At 47.4% G+C, this 18,966-nt stretch carries 17 protein-coding genes; 9 read left to right on the forward strand and 8 right to left on the reverse strand.

All coding sequences use genetic code 11. The features are described from left to right. Positions 1-91 precede the first annotated feature (91 nt). Positions 92-478 (reverse strand): DUF1824 family protein, encoded by a 387-nt coding sequence (locus NC981_RS18950; protein ID WP_348244364.1) that lies wholly within the window; start codon positions 476-478, stop codon positions 92-94. 72 nt (positions 479-550) lie between these two features. Here NC981_RS18950 and NC981_RS18955 point away from each other — a divergent pair, with 72 nt between their 5' ends. Then, a complete protein-coding gene (locus NC981_RS18955; protein ID WP_348244365.1) occupies positions 551-2,830 on the forward strand; it encodes an ATP-dependent helicase in 2,280 nt (759 codons plus the stop codon). Between the two features lie 13 nt (positions 2,831-2,843). Here the strand turns inward: NC981_RS18955 and NC981_RS18960 are convergent, their stop codons facing one another. Further along, positions 2,844-3,407 (reverse strand): Uma2 family endonuclease, encoded by a 564-nt coding sequence (locus NC981_RS18960; RefSeq protein ID WP_348244366.1) that lies wholly within the window; start codon positions 3,405-3,407, stop codon positions 2,844-2,846. Positions 3,408-3,532: 125 nt separating this feature from the next. Beyond that, entirely contained in the window at positions 3,533-4,561 is a 1,029-nt protein-coding gene (gene gap, locus NC981_RS18965; RefSeq protein WP_348244367.1) for a type I glyceraldehyde-3-phosphate dehydrogenase, read from the reverse strand. Between the two features lie 240 nt (positions 4,562-4,801). Between gap and NC981_RS18970 the strand changes: the two genes are divergently transcribed. The 4 genes from NC981_RS18970 to NC981_RS18985 all read left to right on the forward strand — a co-directional run bounded on the left by NC981_RS18970 (position 4,802) and on the right by NC981_RS18985 (position 10,911). Further along, positions 4,802-5,389, forward strand: a complete 588-nt coding sequence (locus tag NC981_RS18970; protein ID WP_348244368.1) for a cytochrome b/b6 domain-containing protein — start codon at positions 4,802-4,804, stop codon at positions 5,387-5,389. A gap of 37 nt (positions 5,390-5,426) precedes the next feature. Next, entirely contained in the window at positions 5,427-6,848 is a 1,422-nt protein-coding gene (locus tag NC981_RS18975; RefSeq protein WP_348244369.1) for an amidohydrolase, read from the forward strand. A 257-nt stretch (positions 6,849-7,105) separates the two neighbouring features. Next, the gene (locus NC981_RS18980) at positions 7,106-10,330 is read left to right on the forward strand and encodes a glycoside hydrolase family 15 protein (protein WP_348244370.1); all 3,225 of its coding nucleotides are present in this window, start codon (positions 7,106-7,108) and stop codon (positions 10,328-10,330) included. Continuing rightward, positions 10,327-10,911, forward strand: coding sequence for a Uma2 family endonuclease (locus tag NC981_RS18985; protein ID WP_348244371.1), 585 nt, complete (start codon positions 10,327-10,329; stop codon positions 10,909-10,911). Before NC981_RS18980 ends, NC981_RS18985 begins: the two co-directional genes overlap by 4 nt. A 29-nt stretch (positions 10,912-10,940) precedes the next feature. On the opposite strand, the gene NC981_RS18990 is transcribed toward NC981_RS18985, so the two are convergent. Beyond that, positions 10,941-11,084 (reverse strand): hypothetical protein, encoded by a 144-nt coding sequence (locus tag NC981_RS18990; RefSeq protein ID WP_190378290.1) that lies wholly within the window; start codon positions 11,082-11,084, stop codon positions 10,941-10,943. Between the two features lie 155 nt (positions 11,085-11,239). Here NC981_RS18990 and NC981_RS18995 point away from each other — a divergent pair, with 155 nt between their 5' ends. Continuing rightward, positions 11,240-12,208 carry a sodium-dependent bicarbonate transport family permease gene (locus tag NC981_RS18995; protein ID WP_348244372.1) on the forward strand — a complete coding sequence of 323 codons (969 nt, stop codon included), beginning with the start codon at positions 11,240-11,242 and terminating at the stop codon, positions 12,206-12,208. Positions 12,209-12,212: 4 nt separating this feature from the next. Beyond that, the gene (locus NC981_RS19000; protein WP_348244373.1) at positions 12,213-12,509 is read left to right on the forward strand and encodes a P-II family nitrogen regulator; all 297 of its coding nucleotides are present in this window, start codon (positions 12,213-12,215) and stop codon (positions 12,507-12,509) included. Positions 12,510-12,764: 255 nt separating this feature from the next. Here NC981_RS19000 and shc read toward each other — a convergent pair whose 3' ends face one another. Both shc and NC981_RS19010 read right to left on the reverse strand, forming a co-directional pair. Further along, entirely contained in the window at positions 12,765-14,789 is a 2,025-nt protein-coding gene (gene shc / locus NC981_RS19005) for a squalene--hopene cyclase (protein ID WP_348244374.1), read from the reverse strand. Between the two features lie 25 nt (positions 14,790-14,814). Beyond that, positions 14,815-15,072 (reverse strand): hypothetical protein, encoded by a 258-nt coding sequence (locus NC981_RS19010; protein ID WP_348244375.1) that lies wholly within the window; start codon positions 15,070-15,072, stop codon positions 14,815-14,817. Positions 15,073-15,117: 45 nt separating this feature from the next. Between NC981_RS19010 and NC981_RS19015 the strand changes: the two genes are divergently transcribed. After that, on the forward strand, positions 15,118-16,242 hold the full coding sequence (locus tag NC981_RS19015; protein WP_348244376.1) for a glycosyltransferase: 1,125 nt from the start codon (positions 15,118-15,120) through the stop codon (positions 16,240-16,242). On the opposite strand, the gene NC981_RS19020 is transcribed toward NC981_RS19015, so the two are convergent. Further along, positions 16,239-16,934, reverse strand: a complete 696-nt coding sequence (locus NC981_RS19020; RefSeq protein WP_348244377.1) for a hypothetical protein — start codon at positions 16,932-16,934, stop codon at positions 16,239-16,241. The genes NC981_RS19015 and NC981_RS19020 overlap by 4 nt on opposite strands. A 176-nt stretch (positions 16,935-17,110) precedes the next feature. On the opposite strand from NC981_RS19020, the gene NC981_RS19025 reads away from it, so the two are divergent. After that, complete coding sequence (locus tag NC981_RS19025; RefSeq protein ID WP_348244502.1) at positions 17,111-17,737, forward strand: M15 family metallopeptidase; 627 nt, start codon at positions 17,111-17,113, stop codon at positions 17,735-17,737. Here the strand turns inward: NC981_RS19025 and mnmA are convergent. Then, positions 17,705-18,751 (reverse strand): tRNA 2-thiouridine(34) synthase MnmA, encoded by a 1,047-nt coding sequence (mnmA, locus tag NC981_RS19030; RefSeq protein WP_348244378.1) that lies wholly within the window; start codon positions 18,749-18,751, stop codon positions 17,705-17,707. The two genes, NC981_RS19025 and mnmA, sit on opposite strands and share 33 nt — an antisense overlap. Between the last annotated feature and the right edge of the window lie 215 nt (positions 18,752-18,966).

Below are 18,966 nucleotides of genomic sequence, written 5' to 3' on the forward strand. Positions count from 1 at the left end.
GAGATAGTTCAAGCCATTAAAACCGCCAGCCAAGCTCTTTAATAGTGCTGGTTTATTAAAAATCAAGCCCAGATCGAGGATCGATCTGGGTTTATTGTTTGAATAGATCGAGCGGCAAATGCCCAAACGTTTCATTTACGCCATCCTCAAACGCAGATTGGCAAGAAATTAATACCCCCCGATGGTTTCCGCTGTAGGGTTCCATATGCGATCGACCCGTTAACGGATTGAATTTAATGTAGATGGCTCCAGGAATCGATCGCGTTTCTGGCACATCATATTTCAGTGCGCCCACATAGCTCGACAGCGCTTTCAAGCCCTCCTCAGCCGTTTCTGCACAGATTCCTAGAATTTGATAATCAGATAAATCTGCCACAATCAAGACTGCTTCTCGAATCGCTGCATAATCCAGCGGTTCAGAAGATCGTTCAGTACAGATAAATTGCCGCAAAATAGTTTCAGCTTCCGATCGCGTCATGATTTCGGTTTGAAGTCTACGATCGAACCAGTTTACCGCTTAAAGTAGTAGTACATATTCTCTACTAAACCTATGGCTGCTGATCCTGTTGTTTCCAGTGTGTTAGAGATTCGCGAGAAGCTATTACAAACGCTGCGGAGTACGCTGCGTCCGGGACAGCGAGAAATCGCCGATTGGCAAGGCGGGCGATTGGCGGTGTCGGCAGTTCCGGGGGCGGGGAAATCGACCGGAATGGCAGTTGCGGCAGCAGTCGCGATCGCGCAATACCAACTCCACAGCCGCCGTCAGTTAGTCGTCGTCACCTTCACGCGATCGGCAGCCGCAAACATTAAAGCCAAAATTCGTGAGTATCTGAAAAAATTAAGCCTTCCTCAAGGTGGGTTTGTGGTTCACACGCTGCATGGATTAGCTTGGTCGATCGCCAGAAGCGCTCCGGAGCGATCGGGCTTTAATCCCGATTCAATTTTAATCACACCCACGCAAGGAAATCGACTGATCCGCACCAGTGTAGAACAATGGTTAGGACTGAATCCGCATCTCTATCAGCGCTTGTTAGAAGGGCAACAATTCGACGGGGAAGAAACCGAGCGGTTACGAAGACAAGCTGTATTGCGAACCGAAGTGTTGCCTGCACTGGCAGAAACGGTAATTCGAGAAGCGAAAAGCTCAGGGTTGTTACCGGAAGATTTACGTAGTCAGATTGCATCCGATGACTATTCGATCTTGTCGATCGCTGCAGGACTGTATGAACAATACCAACTGCAACTCCAAAGCAGGAGCTTCATTGACTATGACGAGATGGTTTTAGGTGCGCTACGAGTGCTAGAACATCCGGGAATTAGAGCGCGTTGGCAATCTCAAGTGTTTGCTGTGTTTGAAGATGAAGCACAAGATTCAAGCCCCCTACAAACGCGATTATTAGAACTATTAGCAATCGATCCAGAACAGTTGCACAATCAAAACCTAGTGCGGGTCGGTGATCCGAATCAAGCCATTAATTCAACATTCACGCCTGCTGATCCGGTGTTCTTTCGAGAATTTTGTCAGACTTGCGCGATCGAAAATCGGCTTGCTGAAATGAATCAAGCAGGTCGCAGTAGTCGGATCATTCTCGAAGCTGCAAATTTTGTATTGAACTGGGTGAATCGAACTTACGGAAACGAAGACGCTGCGCCATTTCGATCGCAGATGATTCACCCAGTGTCTAACAATGATCCGCAAGCCGATGCAAACCCCAGTCCTGAAGGCTTAGGCTTTGAGATTCACACGCCTGAGGATGTGCATCAAACGGTGGAATGGATTGGTAAAAGAGCGATCGCATTGTTCAATCATTATCCAGAGCGATCGGCGGCAGTGTTAGTTCGCACCAACGAGCAAGGAAAATTTGTAGCACGAGAACTAGCGCGATGGTTCGATGACAAGCTTTCAGTCTTTGAGGTGGGAATGCGCGATCGACAGTCTCACATCCCCGCAGAGATGTTATCACTGTTGCAATTCCTCGATCGACCTCATTCTCCGGACAATCTCAAAGCTGCTTTATCTGTGTTTGTCAGCCGTCGCATCATTCCGAATCAAGATTTAAATGCTCTGATCACTTTTCCGGAACAGTTTCTTTATCCTGCTCCGCTTGATCCACCACAAGATCCACAAGTTCAACAAGCAAGCCGTTTCTGTACAAGCTTACTCAGAGCGAGATTAGAGCTACCCCTCTATCAATTGATTTCATTTCTCGCTTATACCTTGAACTATGAGCAAACAGAGCTTGCAACTGCTGACAAACTTGCAGAACGCGTCATGCAGCAAACCCGCGAGAACTCACTTACAGCAATGCTAGAAGTGTTAAGCGACGTTGTCAGTTCAGAGCGATTTGAACCTGTCGAAGCAGAAGACGACGATCGCTATGTTCGTCCCAGCCAGCTAACCGTGATCACCATGCACAAAGCAAAGGGTCTCGATTGGGACTATGTTTTCATTCCGTTTTTGCATGAAAACATGATTCCCGGATCGCTCTACATTCCGCCTGCCATGCAGTTTCTTGGCGACTTTACTTTATCTGAGGTCGCAAGAGCGCAAATTAGGGCGATCGTGCATCACGAACCGATTCCGACCAATGACGAAGCTTGGGAACGAGCCGGATCGCTCAAGACTGCTGAAGAGTTTCGATTGTTGTATGTTGCAATGACTCGCGCAAAACGATTGTTATGGATGTCTGCGGCAAAACAAGCTCCCTTTAGCTGGAACAAGCCGGAGAATTTGGACGATCGCAAACCTTGCCCAGCGATTCCTGCATTGAAGCAACAGTTTCCACTGTCGGTAATCGGAGAGTCTGATGAAGACGATGTAGAGTTCTAGAGCGATCGCAGTGCTACTCAGACAACCATCCGAACAAGGTTTGAACTGTTAATTGAATGTTGCTTGCAAACGATGGTACAGGCAAAAGCTGTTCTGGAACGTCAAAAAATCGGATTGTACGATCGGCAAAATAAACAAACACAACTTTCTCATCGGGATCAATCAGCCAACCCATCTGCGTTTGATAATCAATACAGTGCAGAATGTTTTTGATCACTTTCGTTGGGCTTTGATCTGGAGAAAGAATCTCGATCATCCAATCTGGAGCAATTTGAAAGGTATTTGCGACCTCACCATTTGCATCGCGAGGAATTCGATCCCAAGTAAACACACTGACATCTGGAACAATCGATCGTCCACCAAAAGTACAGCGTAATTCTGGGAACGCACGACCCAGGCGTTTAGATTTCAGTTCTGTATTGATGGCTGGTGTCAGTTCTCCCTGAACAACACTATGTTTTCCTTGCGGCATGGGTTTCTGGATGATTTGACCGCCAATATACTCGCTTGCTGGCTTTGTTTCCGGAAGCCTTAGAAATTCTTCTAGCGTCAAAGATTTAGCAGGAGTCTGAACCATAAACGCCACCTTTCAAGTATCTAAGACTTTCATTTTATTATGTTGATCGAGTTCTTCTCATCAGCGAAAGTAATAGCCAGATAAAAATCTACGATAGGGATCAGGTGACCCCCATCGTAGATGACTTAATTCAAGATGCCATCTTTTTTCGCCATCGTAGTCATCAAATCAATCACTCGATTCGAGTAACCCCATTCATTGTCGTACCAAGACACAATCTTAAAGAAGTTGGAATTCAGTTCGATACCTGCACCTGCATCAAAAATGCTCGATCGACGATCGCCCTGAAAATCAGTCGAAACCACTTCCTCATCGGTATAGCCTAGAACCCCCTTCAGCGTTGTTTCTGAGGCTTCTTTCATCGCTTCACAGATTTCTTTGTAGCTCGTTGGCTTTTCGGTTTTGAAGGTTAGATCGACAACGGAAACATCGGGAGTCGGCACACGAAATGCCATTCCAGTCAGCTTTCCTTTCAGTTCCGGCAGCACCAGCGTCACCGCTTTAGCAGCTCCGGTTGCAGCAGGAATAATGTTTTGAGCAGCTCCGCGTCCACCGCGCCAGTCTTTTTTACTTGGGCCATCCACAGTCGGTTGAGTTGCCGTCATTGCATGAACGGTGGTCATCAACCCTTCGACTAAGCCGAAGCGATCGTTTAACACTTTCGCCACTGGCGCTAAACAATTGGTAGTGCAGCTTGCATTCGAGACGATCGTATCTTTTTCAGGATCGAAAGAATCGTGATTCACGCCCATCAGCAGCGTTTTCACACGCTCTGGATCTTTCGTCGGAGCGGAGATAATCACCCGCTTTGCACCGGCTTTCACATGGTTAGAAGCACTTTCAAAATCGGTAAACAATCCGGTCGATTCAACCACGTAATCGGCTTCAAGATTGCCCCAGGGTAAATCTTCTGGATTCCGCATCGCAAAACACGGAATAAACTTGCCGTTTACCGCAATGCCATCGGGTTTTGCCTCGATCGTGCCCGGATATACCCCATGCGTCGAATCGTACTTGAGAAGATACGCCAAATTATCGGGCGGAACAAGATCATTGATGCCAACGATTTCAATGTTGGCATCGTCGAGCGCAGCGCGAAACACTAAGCGACCAATCCGACCGAAACCATTGATCCCTATTTTCACAGTAGCCATTGGAAGAACTCCAAAAACAAAGAATAAAGCGTGAGAGGAGAGTCACACTTCAAAATTTTTAGTACCTCATCACGCTATCGCATCTATCCGATGAACCGCATAGACGTAATCTTTTGATCACTGTTGAGGCAAAATGTTATCGAATACTCACTTTACGATCGTAAAAAATTCAACACATAAGTTCCAAATTTTTTAAAAATTTAAGCTATATCAGTAAGAGAACAATCTAAGAACAGAATTATGTCACGCACTAAACCTTATCAACCTTCACTGCTGCGCTTTCTGCACGGAGTCAATGCACTGTTGGTGATTGCGGCATTGATCAGCGGGTATTGGGTGTATGACACATTTGATGGACGCTTTGGAAAGGTTCCCTTACCCAGAATCAATCCGATCATTGACTACCACGGCACGATCGGACTGACGTTTTTTCTATTTGCACCGTTATTTGTGATTTATAGTCTTTGGTGCGGTCGAAAGAAATTAGTTCAAAAAGACTCGATCGCACAATTGTCGAACATTGGAAAGCCAATTTCGTGGATTAGTCTACAACGGCTAACAAATACAGTAATGTTGCTTGCGATCGTATTTGCTGCAATTAGCGGAAAACTAATGGATGAAACTTGGTTGCCCACAGGTGAACTGCATCATTTGGCTTATTCCTTACATCTCACTGCTTGGGCAACGATGCTTGTCTGTTTAGCACTGCATCTATTGATGAGCGCTAAAGTGGGAGGTGTGCCGCTTTTGTTATCGATGAGCAGCTTTAAGGTGCGATCGGACGACCACCCAAAATTGTGGATTCAACAACTCCGAAATCGAGTTTAATAGCTTAGGCTGCTATGTATTGAGTAGGCATCGATCTATGAGTTTTACGATTCAGAATGTTTTGATTGCAGAGGGTGAGGGGTATAAAACAGTCGATGTGCAAATCCAAGATGATCGCATTGTTGCGATCGCGCCTAACTTAGCGGTGATTGGAACTGCGATCGATGGCACGAATCAGCTTTTACTGCCTGGATTTGTGAATGCTCATACCCACTCCTCGGAAATGTGGCAGCGTGGATTGATTCCGCCTGTGCCGCTCGAACTCTGGATCGCAGAACTCTACGAAACTACACCGCTCGACCCGGAGCAAGCTTATCTCAGTGCAGTGGGCACCGCGATCGAAACTCTCATGACCGGTGGAACGAGTGTTGTCGATCATTTGGTGCTGATTCCAGGAAAAGAAATCGAAACCATTGCTGCGGTCGATCGAGGTTATCGGGAAGTGGGCATTCGAGCCTTCATCGCGCCGTTGATTCAGGATGAGGCGTTGAGCGCAGGCATTCCGACTGGTGGTGATGAAGTAAGACATAGCAACTTTGAACAGCCGACTCAGGCAGTGCTTGAACTTCTTCAAGCAGCAATTTACCAGTTTCATCGTCCGGATCAAGGAATTGAAGTTGTCGCTGCGCCGACTGGAATTCAGCTTTGCTCGGATGCGTTGTTTGAAGGCTGTATTGAACTCAGCGATCGATACAACCTGAGCCGCCATGCTCATCTACTCGAAACCAAAGCCCAAAAGATGCTGGCTGAAGAAAAGTATGGGTGTAGTGCTGTTCAACATCTTAAAGAGATTGGATTTTTGAGTGAGAAAACTTCCCTAGCACATTGTGTTTGGCTCGATGACCAAGATATTGAGATCATGGCAGAAACGCGATCGACCGTAGTTCACAATCCATTGAGCAACTTACGCTTAGGAAGTGGGATCGCTCCAATTCTGAAGTACCGTCAAGCAGGAGTGAATGTTACATTTGGGTGTGATGGTGCTGCAAGTAATGATTCTCAAGATTTACTCGAAGCGATTAAAATTGGGTCAATTTTGCATTCAGTCACAGACTTTGATTATCATCACTGGATTACTCCTCGACAATCTGTGGAAATGGCATCCCTAGGCGGTGCAACAGGCTTGGATCGCGCAGATCAATTTGGATCTTTGACGGTTGGCAAGAAAGCAGATTTGGTAATGTACGACCTGAAATCGTTGTCCTTGTTACCGCGAACTGATCCGATCGGCTTACTGATTCTCGGTCGCCCTGTAAATGTTGTAAGTTATGTTTGGGTGAATGGTCGGCAAGTCATTTCTGATCATGCAATCTGCAATGTGAATGTGAACGAATTGAGAGAAAAACTGTTTGATCGTAGTGAATGGACAACACAACGCAAATCGATCTCTGTTGCAGAAACTGAAGTGCGATATCGATCGGTGATGAGACTACCGGGATCAACGATCGGCTATTCCTGATCTTCGTTTCGCTGCCGCTTGAGAAACTCGGTGCGGGGCGATCGTGTGTCATTGATAACCCTGTTGAATTGTTCTTGTAATTCCCGATTACGCTGAATCTAAGCTTTAACGGTTGCCTGAGGGGCAATTTGATTGCGTTGATCGGCGTTGTTCATTTTGTCCCATTCTTTCGATGAGCGAATCATAGCAACTTCGGTTAAGATCTTTGATTCAAGCGCTGATGCGCTTGTAAACCCCTAACTCCCTACCCTGATCCTATGGCAACTCCAGCAATTGACCTCGCGAATCGGCTCGATCGCTATTACGAAGAAGTGCGATCGATTATCTTGAGTCGTCAGAACCCAATTTCTGGACTGCTTCCCGCCAGTACCGCCGTGAACGCTCACGGAGACTACACCGATGCTTGGGTGCGGGACAATGTGTATAGCATTCTGGCAGTTTGGGGGTTGGCATTAGCTTATCGAAAACTTGATGACGATCGTGGACGCACCTATGAGCTAGAACATAGCGTCGTCAAGTTGATGCGCGGATTGTTGTTTTCGATGATGCAGCAAGCGCAAAAGGTTGAGAAGTTCAAACATAATCAGAATCCGTTAGATGCCCTCCATGCAAAATATGACACTGCAACCGGATCAACGGTAGTCGGTGACGATGAATGGGGACATTTGCAGCTAGATGCAACTTCAGTATTTCTATTGATGTTGGCGCAGATGACCACTTCGGGATTGTCCATTGTTTACACCTGTGATGAAGTGAACTTTGTGCAAAACCTGGTGTACTACATTGGTCGGACTTATCGCACGCCTGACTATGGAATTTGGGAGCGCGGTAACAAGATCAATCACGGCAATCCCGAACTGAACGGTAGCTCTGTCGGCATGGCAAAAGCGGCACTCGAAGCGATGAATGGGCTGAATCTGTTTGGAACACAGGGCGGACAGAGTTCAGTGATTCATGTGCTGCCGGATGAGATTGCTCGCTGTCGGACAACGCTAGAATCATTGCTGCCACGCGAATCAAGCTCTAAAGAAGTCGATGCTGCATTGCTCAGCGCGATCGGGTTTCCTGCGTTTGCAGTTGAGGATATCGAACTAGTCGATCGCACCCGCGATAAGATCATCGATCTGCTGCAAGGTCGCTATGGCTGTAAGCGCTTCTTGCGCGACGGACATCAAACCGTGATCGAAGACACCACACGATTGCACTATGAGCCGTTTGAACTGAAGCAGTTTGAACATGTCGAGTGTGAATGGCCCTTATTCTTTACCTATCTTGCGTTAGATGGCATTTTTCGGGGCGATCGCGTTCAGGCACAAGACTATCTCGATCGTTTAGATGCGCTGACGGTCGAGCGAGATGGAGTGAAATTATTGCCTGAACTATTCATTGTGCCGGAGAGCGCGATCGCAGCCGAAAAAGCGAATCCTCATAGTCAAACTCGCATTCCCAATGAAAACATTCCCCTAGTTTGGGCACAGAGTTTGTACATGCTAGCGAAAATGCTGCATGAAGGATTGATTTCCGTTGGAGATATTGATCCCTGTGGGCGCTATTTACGTCGAGGACAACGCCGAAAAGCAACGATTCAGATTGCACTGTTAGCAGAGGATGAAACGCTACAGGCTAAACTTGCAGCAAACAATGTGACCACACAAACGCTCGAACAGGTGGAACCAATTCAAGTCCGTCATGCACGCGAATTGGCTGCTGCTTATACCCAGGTGGGACGCAACGAAAAATTGGCGCTGACCGGACGACCGCAGCGACGAATGCGGAGTCTCACCACTGCACGGGTGTATCGCATTCAAGGAGAAACGATCGTAGTCCTGCCTTCGTTTCTTGAGCCGGAACGGTTTTATCTAACGTTGGACTATCACTTTTTAGTATCAAACATCAAAAGCGATTTAGCCTACATTCATCGACATTGGCAACAAGTGGGTCGCCCGATCGTCACCTTGTTGCTAACGCATGAAATGTATGAACTCGGTCGAGAAGCATTGTTAGATTTGGTGCAAGAACTCCAAGCGGGGCGATGCGGAGACATTCCGGTTCAGTTGGGTCAGCTTAAACAGTTTGTCAGAACAGCAGGAACTGAGCGGATTGATTGGCTGCATGGCTTTCAGTTTGAATCAAAATCAGTCGCTGAAGTGGGTGTGCCTCGCTATTTCCTGGCATTTGAACCCGATCGTACCCATCCATTGAGCATTGCGCAGGAATTCAAACTAGAGTATGAAACTGATGTTCAAGTGCTGTTGGAGAGCTTACGAGCGTCACAGAACCTTTATGAGCAAGTTGAACTACTAGGAACATTGGCGCGGCTAGAAGGACTGAACTTTGAAACCGGATTTGCGGGGGCACAGTCATCAGTGACAGTTCGAGACTTGCTGAATGAACTATACACGAAAGCAAGTAAGGGGGATTCTACGAGATCGCCGTATTGGAGCATCTTACGGCGATGTGCAGGATTACTCGATAAGATTGATGTGGGCTTGTCGGATGCTGTCACAGATATCTTAGTGAGACAGAAACAGATTGCGATCGGACGTGCCTACAGCGAAGACTCATTGATTATGCAGCCGCTACCACACACGGAGGTCTTAGAAAAGATTCGTGAGTTCTGCCGCGAAGATATCCGCGATCGGGTACTGACTCAGGAAGTAATTATCTATCTCAGCTTATTGATCAAAGCAGAACCGAAACTATTCCAGGGACTGTTAACCTTACGAGTCGGCTATCTAATTTTGTTGATTACAACCGATTTGGCGCAAGAGTTAGAACTGACTCAGGATGAAGCTTACGAGAAACTGATGAGCTTAAGTCCGTTTGAAATTAAAACTCGACTGCGTGAGATTGTGGTCGGTTATGCCGATCTAAACAAAGCGCTGCTGAAACAAGAATCGCTGAAAGTGAAATTGCCTAACAGCGCGATCGATTGGGTGATTCTGGTTGATAAAACCGAAATCGAACCCAGTGCCCAAAACTGGTGGCGTAAACGTCAAGTGGATGGGGCACTCAATCGCGTTCCCAAAGACTTCTACCCAAGCGTATGGAAGCTGCTACATCACTGTCAGGGGTTAGTTATCGGAGACAAACTAGAACGGCGGAATCGGCTTGAGAGTGAATTTCTTACGACCGAAATGACCGCAGGTGAGAAAAACTTTGCACTAAAAATCGAACATTTGCTCAACAAAATTCAAGCTCCCGAATATCGTCAGGCGAATGTGGAAGCTTTGATGGAACTTTCAGCGATCGCACAACGTAACCCAGAGTTCAAAGTCGAAGAATACATTGTGATGGATGTTCTAATTGGTCACGCGGTGCGGTTGGCATGGCTTGATCGACATCCAGAGCATCGCGATCGCTATGATGAATACAAAAGCTCTGCTTGGCGATCGTTCTATGAGACTTCCCCTTACGATTGTGCAAGTTCAGTGGCAAAAGCAATGCAGTTCTTGACGCAGTTGGGAGGCGAATTCTCATGACGCAGGCAAAGCGGCGGTTTGGAACTTTTGAGGAATACCTTAACTATGACGACGGAACTGATACTCGCTATGAGTTAGTAAACGGAGAATTAGTAGCAATGGCTCCGGAGAATCCACTCAACGTTGTGATTGCAAGCTTTCTTTTTGCCAGGTTTTTAGAAATGGGGATTCCCTCTTATCGGTTAGCAATCGGGCATCAGATTGCAACCCGTTCTACCAAGGTAACAGCGCGACAACCCGACTTAATTGTTCATACCGAAGAATCTGCCGCTGCAATTCTTGCTGGAGGAAATGTGTTGAGGCCTGAAATGCCGCCTCCTTTGCTCGTGGTCGAGGTTGTTTCAAGCAGCGATCAGCAATCTAGAGAGCGCGATTACGTTGATAAGCGCAAAGAGTACGCTGAGCGCGGTATTTCTGAATATTGGCTGATTGATCCAGCGCAATCCATAATTACAGTGCTGCAACTTGAGAACGATCGTTATCGGGAAGTAGGGAAGTTCAAACATACCGATACGATCGTTTCTCCCGCATTCTCAACCCTGCAATTGACTGCTGAGCAAACTCTCAAAGCCGGACGTTAGCTCAGCATCAGTTCTATTTGTGTTTTGTACTATTTGTGTTTGTACAAAGACGCTAGAAGTTGAGGACGCAATTGTTTTGCCCAAAGCTCAAAGTTAAAGGATGGGCTATTCGGAGAATTTTCTGTACCCGATTTAGTGGCACGATCGTTCGATTGATCCAGAGTTTTTGTCATAATCAGAAGCTCCAGGGGGTTAGCTACAGGCGCGATCGTACTCACTGTTTTCTGAAAGCGGGTTAAGCTCTGGTCAAGAAGTCGTAAAGATTGTGCGTTCTTGCCTCGATCGCCATTCCCCGTTTGAATGGAAGGTAACGTTATTTTTTCTGTGAATGGACTTTACCCTGATCGTTTCTAACTTTCTGAATCCGCCTGTGTTGTTCTTTTTTCTAGGAATGCTGGCGGTTTTGGTGAAATCGGATCTTGATATTCCCGCACCCATTCCGAAGTTGTTTTCGCTGTATTTGCTACTGTCGATCGGGTTTAAAGGTGGCGTAGAGCTGGCGCGGAGCGGGATTAGCCAAGCGGTTATCGTGACGTTGAGCGCTGCGATCGTAATGGCGATTGCTGTTCCAATCTATACGTTTTTCATTTTGCGATCGCGCTTAGATCCCTATAATTCAGCAGCGCTCGCGGCGACTTACGGATCAATCAGTGCGGTGACGTTTATTACGGCTGGATCATTTCTCGATCAGCTTCAGATTGCTTATAACGGTTACATGGTCGCAGCATTGGCGCTCATGGAGTCACCTGCGATCATTATTGGCTTAATTTTGGTGAATGTGTTTACCGATCGTGCTAGTGATGAGCCGATTCAATGGTCGGAGGTGCTGCGAGAAGCATTTTTTAACGGTTCGGTGTTTCTGTTGGTGGGGAGTGTAGCGATCGGTTTTATCACTGGAGAGCATGGCTGGCAGACGTTGAAACCGTTTACGCAAGATATGTTTTACGGAGTGCTGACCTTCTTCTTGCTAGATATGGGACTGGTCGCGGCAAAGCGAATTCAAGAACTACAGAAAACTGGGACGTTTTTGGTGTCGTTTGGGGTGTTGATTCCGATGCTAAATGCGACGATCGCCATCTTTCTCGCAAAAGCGATCTCGCTGTCTTCGGGGGATGCACTTTTGTTTGCGGTGTTATGTGCAAGTGCGTCTTATATTGCGGTTCCCGCAGCGATGCGTTTAACGGTTCCAGAAGCTAATCCTAGCTTTTATATTTCTGCAGCGCTTGCGGTCACGTTTCCGTTCAATATTCTGATCGGAATTCCATTGTACGAATACGGAATTACTCTTCTTTGGTAAAGTTATGCACGCTGTTAAACGGATTGAAATCATCTCAGATTCGATCGAACTTCCAAAAATTCTCAATAGCCTGAAGCAATCCGAAATTGATCGCTATACTGTGTTCCGCAATCTTGAAAGCAGCGGGGTTTCTGGAAGCGACGAAATGATTGAAATGGTGTATATTATTGCGTTTTGTGCGCCAGAACAGTTGAAGGACGCGATCGAGAAAATCCGCCCAATTCTCAACCGATTTGGCGGATCGTGCTATATCTCGGACGCGATGGAGGTGCGATCGTTGAATTGTACTGCGTTGATTTAGTGGAACTTTGGCATAAGTTTTTCGCTTCGTTTTGGACAGCTTCAACCCCCTAAGTCCCCCATTCATGGGGGACTTTGAAGTAATATGCAACCCTGAAATTGTGTTAACACTCTTGAGAAGAACATAAATGAAAATTGATGACAAGTCTGCTTCCAAAGCTGATCAGATTTCTTCTCAAAGTCCCCCACTTGTGGGGGATTTAGGGGGCAAGAACTAACTAAAACGGAGCAAATCTGTTCTATCGATCGCCCTTCTCTAATCTCCCGATTCCAGAACGACTTCTCTCACCTTCAGATTCAACGGCACTTTCAACGCCGATCGCTGCTGCAAACTCATCTGATATCGCCCTAATGCTGTCAGTGAAAAATGCTGCTGATACAGGTGATACTTCAGATAAAAATGTCCCGGAAATCCTGTACCTGTAAAGCAGTCTTCATTCCACGCGCCATCTTTCTGAGTCTCAATCAGATAAGCGATTCCTTTGTCGATCGCGTCCCACTCATAATCCCCAGTGGCATCTCCCGCCGCCAACAATCCAATCACTGCCCAAGCGGTTTGAGATGCGGTACTGTCGCCTTTTCCTTTGAGCGCTGGATCTTTGTAGCTTTCGCAAGTTTCACCCCAGCCACCATCAGGATTTTGCGATCGCACAAGCCAAGTCGCTCCCCGTCGAATGCTGGTTCGATGTGACTTCGGAGCCGCCTTCGACAATGCCACTAAAACGCCACTCGTTCCGTAAATGTAATTCACACCCCAGCGCCCAAACCAAGAGCCGTCCGCTTCCTGTTCGCGCATCAAGTACGCTAAAGCACGATCGATTCTTTCCGGTGTTAAAGTTGCACAGCGTTTGGCATCTCCGGTTTGAAGCTGACCGAACATTTCTAAAACACGAGCCGTCACATCCGCAGTATTCGGATCAATCATGGCTTTGAGATCCCCGTAAGGCATCGCGTTTAGCCAGTCTTGATCGTTATCGAGATCAAACGCTGCCCAGCCTCCGGGCTTACACTGCATCGTGCTAATCCAATTCACACACCGAACGATCGCTTGTTGCTTCAAAGCTTCATCCGGCATCTGAAGCAGATCCAGCGCCATCACGATGACTGCCGAATCATCAACATCCGGGTAAAAGCGATTCTCGAATTCAAACGCCCAAGCTCCAGGCTTTCCTTCCGTATTCTTAACTGCCCAATCTCCGTAGCTGAGAATCTGCTTGTCTAAAAGCCATTCACCCGCTTTGGTTAATGCCGGATCAGACGGAGACACACCGGATTCAACCAGCGATCGAATCACCAGTCCCGTATCCCAAACCGGAGACACACAAGGCTGAATCCGATAACTATTCTCTTCTTCGATCGCGAAATTGTCGATCGCCTTTAATCCCCGTGCCACAAACGGATCATTCGCGTTGTACCCTAAACAGCGCAATGCCAGCAGCGAATTGATCATCGCGGGAATAATCCCACCCCAATCTCCAGTGGCTTCTTGGCGTTCAAGAATCCATTTTTCTGCCGCTTTGATGCCTTCCTCGCGTAGCGGCATGAAATTCAACTCTTCAGCAAACTTGAACGCTCGATCGAGATCCAAAAATAAGTCTGTCCAATCCGATTTTCTCGGCAACTCATACACCGCATTATGTACGCCCTCGGTGTAGAGTTCATCGAGCGTAATGGCTGGATTGGTAATGAAAACGGGCTTGCGATCGAACGCGATCAACAACGGAACGGTACTGCCTCGCGCCCAACTCGACATCTCATAAATGCTGAAGGTATGTCCTGAAAAAAGCGGCTCTGTACCAAACGGATTCGGGATTTCCACTTTCAGCGAGGGTAAAAACATAATCCAAGGCGGCAGCGAAGGAATACCGCGCCAATCAAAACACCCAATCAGCGCCAAATGAAACTTGGTAAAAATCCGCGTTTTGGTAATTCCGCCCCGCGCCAGGATAAATTCTTTGGCTCTGACCAATGCCGGATCAGCCGCCGCAACCCCAAGCAGCCGTAGCGCCATATACGCTTCAACCGTTGTACTCAGATCGCCGCCATCGTTGTAATACAATTCCCAACCGCCATGATCACGCTGCTGCGATCGTAAATAGTCCTCGGCTTTGTGCAGCGGTCGTGCTTGATCGGTTCCCCAAATCTTGTGCAGCAAAATGGTCTCAGCCGTGATCGTCACATTCGATTCAAGCTCTGCCCACCAGTATCCTTCTGGTTTTTGCAGCGATAAAAGATACTGCTGACTTGCTTCAATTGCGGTTAAGAGCGATCGTTCCTGCATGCCAAATTCTCCTCACACCCAAACATTACCAACCTCTACGGCTATGCTGCCATTCTGCGCTCGCTTCGCTATTTTTATTTCGGGGCAAATCCTCACGCGCATGAAGAATATCCCACAATTTATAAGCGGCTGCACCTTTGATCGCAACCACTTCGTTCTTGTCGCCACCTGTTAGGAAAATTGATCCTGAGAGTTCATCATTTTCAGCATTAAGTTTCCACTTTACTTTTACGATGTACTGGGTGTTCACAGTGATGTTTTCATCAACGCGAATGAAAGCCATTGCGATCGCTCCCCGTGTAATTAAAGCATTTATCGTGATTGTGACATGAGCGAAATCATTCTTGGGCTGTCGATCGTAAGTTTATTAATTTGGATCTATTTGCTAGGATTCCGGGGGCAGTTTTGGCGAATGGATCAACGCCTGCCCGATGGAGAGCTAGAAAGCGCTTCGGTTTGCGTCGTAATTCCAGCCCGAAATGAAGCGGATTTGCTGTCGATTACTTTGCGATCGTTGCTCACACAATCCTATTCTGGTTCGCTCCAAATCATTCTAGTAGACGATCACAGCACCGACGGAACCGCAGAAGTCGCCAAGGAAACAGCCGAATCGCTCGGAAAAGCCGCTCAGCTACAGATTCTCTCAGCGCAACCCCTACCCGCAGGTTGGACAGGAAAACTGTGGGCGTTGGAACAGGGCATTCAAAAAGGCATGGAGTTGCAGCCGGATTATTTTTTGTTGACGGACGCAGATATTGAGCATGATCAGAACAATTTGCGAGATCTGGTGAGTCATGCGATCGCAGACGATCGCGAGTTAGTATCGCTCATGGTGCGATTACGCTGTGTGAGTTTTTGGGAGAAGTTACTGATTCCAGCATTTGTGTTCTTTTTCGCTAAGCTATATCCGTTTCGTTGGGCAAATGATCCGGGTCGATCGTTAGCGGCTGCGGCAGGCGGATGTAGTCTCATTCGATGTGAGGCATTGATTCGAATTGGCGGTGTCGCGGCAATTCGGCAAGCGTTAATTGATGATTGTGCCTTAGCGGATGCGATTAAATCGACGGGTTCTAAAAGAATCTGGCTCGGATTGACTCCAACGACAATCAGTTTACGTCCCTACGATTCACTCGGTACGATCTGGAACATGGTTTCTCGTACTGCTTATACTCAGCTAAATTATTCTCCTCTGCTATTAGTGGGCGCAGTATCGGGAATGTTTATTGTTTATCTCTCTCCCGTGATTGGAATATTAACCGGAAATTCAATTAGCTTATTAACTTACGCATTAATGACTCTGGCTTACTTTCCAATCGTGCAGTTTTATCGCTGTTCATTTTGGTATGCGTTTTGCTTACCTGCGATCGCATTTCTCTATCTACTCATGACGATCGATTCTGCCGTCAAACATTGGCAAGGACAGGGCGGTGCATGGAAAGGGCGCACGTACTAGAGATTTGCGATCGCTTCGAGTTCGCTACGGCTGAGAATTTGAGCGTGACGAACATAAGCGGTTCCGCGATCGCTCCAGATAAAATGCAGATAATACGGCTGAGTTCCTGATTTCTCAACTTGATACACTCGCATTCCTACATCTTCATTGATATCTTTCTCAGTCACTTGATAGCCCTGATCTTGTAGCTGCTTCTCTAGCGTTTTCGATATCATTCTCCCCTGTGTTTCAGCAATTTCCCAGCATCCTTCGCGCCCATCACAGCCCGGAGTTGCACCATCGAGCTGTAAAGCGTCTTTAGGCGAGGGGGACGGCGTTGGGGTTGGAGAAGTCGTTGGCGTTGGAGAGGGTGATACCACTGGAGAGGGTGACACAACTGGAGAGGGGGTCGGAGTCGCAACGATAGGAGTCGAGGCACTTGGCTTAGGTTGAGAAAGAGTTACAGGAGGTTCAACTACACGAGGCTTCACCAACAGTTGCGGAGTAGGCTTGGGAGAAGCCTTTGCTTTGGGAGTCGGCGGCGTTGTTGCTTTGGAAGAAGGATTGGGCACATTGGCAACCCTGACCGTCTTAGGATTTTGCCGCTCTACGATCGCATCTTGGGAAGGAACCGGAACAATAAACATCAGTCCATGTAACCCAAGGGCGATCGGAACCATATGCCAAACATTGATTCTCGAAGACAGCAGCATGGTAATTGAAAATATTGTGCAACAAGCAAGGTTTTGATTACCTTACCACAGATTACCGGAGTGAACAAAGTGCCCAAAGCTCAAGTCCGTTTTTTCAACAAAACTCATTGGCTTAAATTGAAATGCAACCCTCTTCTTCCCAGATTCGGTCTGTTCTCGCGTTCTCGATCGCGCTTATGTGCGCCTTGCTCATTCACAGCCCGATGAATGCAACTGAACTAAATCCCGCTGTGTTTGTCGATATTCGATCGATCAACCCCCGGATCGCGCTCGATATTCGTTACGCCACCACTAACAATTTTGTCAAACGGAAGCTTTATCCCCAAGCGAGATGTATTCTACGCGCTTCGGTTGCACAACAGTTATCGCAAGTGCAAACAAACTTAGAAAAAGAAGGGCTTGGACTGAAAGTATACGATTGTTACCGCCCGTTATCGATTCAAAAACGCCTGTGGGAAATTGTTCCCGACGAGCGATATGTCGCCAATCCCGCCAAAGGATCACGGCATAATCGAGGAGCTGCCGTCGATGTCACACTGATCGATCGCACTGGAAAAGAACTTCCCATGCCGACTCAATTTGATGATTTCACAGAACGCGCCAGCCGGAGTTACACTGATTTACCCGCACCAGTGCTGAAAAATCGACAACTGCTAGAAAATGCAATGGTGAGAGCAGGATTCATCCCACTCTCGACCGAATGGTGGCACTTTGACGGCAAGGGCTGGCAGAACTTCTCAGTCCGAGATGTTCCGCTTGGCGCAATTGCCTCACCCCCGCTCAATAATTCCGCCCCCAAGTAGCACCTCTCCGTCATACCAAACGGCGGCTTGTCCGGGTGTGATACTAAACTGCGGCTCATCAAACACAATCCGCACCCGATTATCTTCGATCGGAATCACTGTTGCAGGAGTCGCTATCGATCGATACCGAATCTGTACATCGGCTTTGATCGGTGCGGTCGGTTGTGTGATCGACACCCAGTTAATCCGTCCCACCGTACATTCGGGGTTCTGCGCTTCCGATCGCTCACCCACAATCACCCGATTGCGAGCCGCATCTAAACCAATCACATAAAGCGGCTCTGTGTGAGCGATTCCTAACCCTTTACGCTGCCCGATCGTATAGTGATGCACGCCCTCATGCTGACCGAGAACTTTACCAGCGCGATCGACAATTTCGCCTTTGTGCGGCGTGATGTATTTATCAAGAAACGCTTGCATTGAACCGTTCGCTTCGACTAAACACAGATCTTGGCTTTCGGGCTTGTCTGCGGTGTGCAATCCAAACGCAGCAGCAATTTGGCGGGTTTCGGTTTTGTGTTTTTCACCGAGCGGAAAGAGCACCCGCGACAGAACTTCTTGATTCAGGTCATACAAGAAATAAGATTGATCTTTAGATCGATCGATCGCTCTCAACAGTTGATACCGCCCATTTTCAACCCGAATGCGGGCATAGTGACCGGTGGCGATTTTATCAATCCCCAATGTTTCCCGCGCATAGTTCAGCATCGGGGTAAACTTCACCGCTTTATTGCACTGCGAACAGGGCAACGGCGTAATTCCTTCTCCGTAGCCTGTCACCAGGTAATCGATAATATTTTCCTGAAATACATCACGGCTATCGACAATGTGATGTGGAATGTCCAACTCCTCACAAAGTTTAGCCGCATCGATCATGCCTTCAGAGCAGCACTGTCCCTTCCCTTTCATCAACCAAAGGGTCAAGCCCACGACTTCATAGCCTTGATCATGCAACGTGGCAGCCGCAACCGAACTATCGACTCCCCCAGAGAGTCCTACCACAACTTTGTTCATCGGAGTTTCGCAATCTAAAATCCCTTCTAGGCTAACATTTTGCCGCGAAATCGGTGTAGAATGCCCGACTCTAGCGATTGTTATTCGTGCAGTGGAATAGGATGAGCCTGAAACCTCCCACTTGACAATCAAATGTAGCCGTGCTTCGATTTATTTATGCAGATGAATATTAATTCCTAGATGTTCGTCTCATGGGCACTATCTCTGGTTCTCAG

The sequence above is a fragment of the Leptolyngbya sp. DQ-M1 genome (assembly GCF_039962505.1).
Taxonomy (GTDB): domain Bacteria; phylum Cyanobacteriota; class Cyanobacteriia; order Leptolyngbyales; family Leptolyngbyaceae; genus Leptolyngbya.

Excerpts from the sequence above, each read along its gene's own strand:
- NC981_RS18950 (WP_348244364.1), bottom strand. The coding sequence starts at position 478 with ATGACGCGATCGGAAGCTGAAACTATTTTGCGGCAATTTATCTGTACT.
- NC981_RS18955 (WP_348244365.1), top strand. The coding sequence starts at position 551 with ATGGCTGCTGATCCTGTTGTTTCCAGTGTGTTAGAGATTCGCGAGAAG.
- NC981_RS18960 (WP_348244366.1), bottom strand. The coding sequence starts at position 3,407 with ATGGTTCAGACTCCTGCTAAATCTTTGACGCTAGAAGAATTTCTAAGG.
- gap (WP_348244367.1), bottom strand. The coding sequence starts at position 4,561 with ATGGCTACTGTGAAAATAGGGATCAATGGTTTCGGTCGGATTGGTCGC.
- NC981_RS18970 (WP_348244368.1), top strand. The coding sequence starts at position 4,802 with ATGTCACGCACTAAACCTTATCAACCTTCACTGCTGCGCTTTCTGCAC.
- NC981_RS18975 (WP_348244369.1), top strand. The coding sequence starts at position 5,427 with ATGAGTTTTACGATTCAGAATGTTTTGATTGCAGAGGGTGAGGGGTAT.
- NC981_RS18980 (WP_348244370.1), top strand. The coding sequence starts at position 7,106 with ATGGCAACTCCAGCAATTGACCTCGCGAATCGGCTCGATCGCTATTAC.
- NC981_RS18985 (WP_348244371.1), top strand. The coding sequence starts at position 10,327 with ATGACGCAGGCAAAGCGGCGGTTTGGAACTTTTGAGGAATACCTTAAC.
- NC981_RS18990 (WP_190378290.1), bottom strand. The coding sequence starts at position 11,084 with ATGACAAAAACTCTGGATCAATCGAACGATCGTGCCACTAAATCGGGT.
- NC981_RS18995 (WP_348244372.1), top strand. The coding sequence starts at position 11,240 with ATGGACTTTACCCTGATCGTTTCTAACTTTCTGAATCCGCCTGTGTTG.
- NC981_RS19000 (WP_348244373.1), top strand. The coding sequence starts at position 12,213 with ATGCACGCTGTTAAACGGATTGAAATCATCTCAGATTCGATCGAACTT.
- shc (WP_348244374.1), bottom strand. The coding sequence starts at position 14,789 with ATGCAGGAACGATCGCTCTTAACCGCAATTGAAGCAAGTCAGCAGTAT.
- NC981_RS19010 (WP_348244375.1), bottom strand. The coding sequence starts at position 15,072 with ATGGCTTTCATTCGCGTTGATGAAAACATCACTGTGAACACCCAGTAC.
- NC981_RS19015 (WP_348244376.1), top strand. The coding sequence starts at position 15,118 with ATGAGCGAAATCATTCTTGGGCTGTCGATCGTAAGTTTATTAATTTGG.
- NC981_RS19020 (WP_348244377.1), bottom strand. The coding sequence starts at position 16,934 with ATGCTGCTGTCTTCGAGAATCAATGTTTGGCATATGGTTCCGATCGCC.
- NC981_RS19025 (WP_348244502.1), top strand. The coding sequence starts at position 17,111 with ATGTGCGCCTTGCTCATTCACAGCCCGATGAATGCAACTGAACTAAAT.
- mnmA (WP_348244378.1), bottom strand. The coding sequence starts at position 18,751 with ATGAACAAAGTTGTGGTAGGACTCTCTGGGGGAGTCGATAGTTCGGTT.